This is a genomic window from Micromonospora humi (assembly GCF_900090105.1).
GTDB lineage: Bacteria > Actinomycetota > Actinomycetes > Mycobacteriales > Micromonosporaceae > Micromonospora > Micromonospora humi.
In genome coordinates this window covers 1-848 of record NZ_FMDM01000018.1, presented here as the reverse complement: position 1 = coordinate 848, position 848 = coordinate 1, and the positions used below count along the sequence as shown (strand labels likewise).

General features: G+C 68.4%; 1 protein-coding gene and 2 rRNA genes. All 3 read right to left on the bottom strand.

All coding sequences use genetic code 11. The features are described 5' to 3' along the window. Positions 1-334, bottom strand: a 334-nt coding sequence (locus tag GA0070213_RS31910) for a hypothetical protein (protein WP_217628665.1), incomplete at its 3' end; no start/stop codon positions are given. 203 nt (positions 335-537) lie between these two features. Then, positions 538-654, bottom strand: a 5S ribosomal RNA gene (rrf, locus tag GA0070213_RS26990). A gap of 84 nt (positions 655-738) precedes the next feature. Further along, a 23S ribosomal RNA gene (locus GA0070213_RS26985) occupies positions 739-848 on the bottom strand; the annotation flags it as partial.

The following is an 848-nucleotide window of genomic DNA, read 5'->3' as shown; positions in this document are numbered from 1 at the left end:
CGGAAACCACCCTCGCGACGGTCGCCACCCGGCGCACCGCCCGAGCGGTTGTCACGACCGAACCCGCCCGCACGGAAGCCGCCCTCGCGGCGGTCACCGCCACGGTCACCACCGCGGAAGCCACCGTCGCGGTCGCCCCCACGGAAACCACCCTCGCGGCGCTCGCCGCCACGGAAACCACCGTCGCGGCGGTCACCGCCACGCGAGCCCTCACGGTCACCGCCGCGAAAGCCACGATCACGACGGTCGCCACTGGGGGCGCCACCACGGTTGTCGCGGCCGTAGCCGCCCTCGCGGCGGTCACCGCTCCGGGTGCCGCCGGCGCGGTCGTCACGGCCACCCCGGTACGAGGGGCGGTCATCGCGGCGGGCGTCGCCGCGCCCCTGGCCACGGTCGGCGCGATCCTCGTAGCGGCGGGGGCCGTCCCCGCCCTGCGGTCCAGAGCTCACAGGTGCATCCTTCCTGATGGCGTTTCCGCCAGAAACGCTAACGCAGTCGAGGGCCGACCCTACTGGGGCGGCCCTCGACTGAAAGATTGTCCGGCGGTGTCCTACTCTCCCACACCCTCCCGAGTGCAGTACCATCGGCGCTGGAGGGCTTAGCTTCCGGGTTCGGAATGTGACCGGGCGTTTCCCCTCCGCCATGACCGCCGTAACTCTATGAACATGTCAAACACACACACACTTTTCGTGGGGTGTTCGCTGGTTCAGAGTTGCACAGTGGACGCGTAGCAGCTTGGTAGTCAAGTCCTCGGCCTATTAGTACCGGTCAACTGAACCCGTTACCGGGCTTACATTTCCGGCCTATCAACCCAGTCGTCTAGCTGGGGGCCTTACCCCACAATGTGG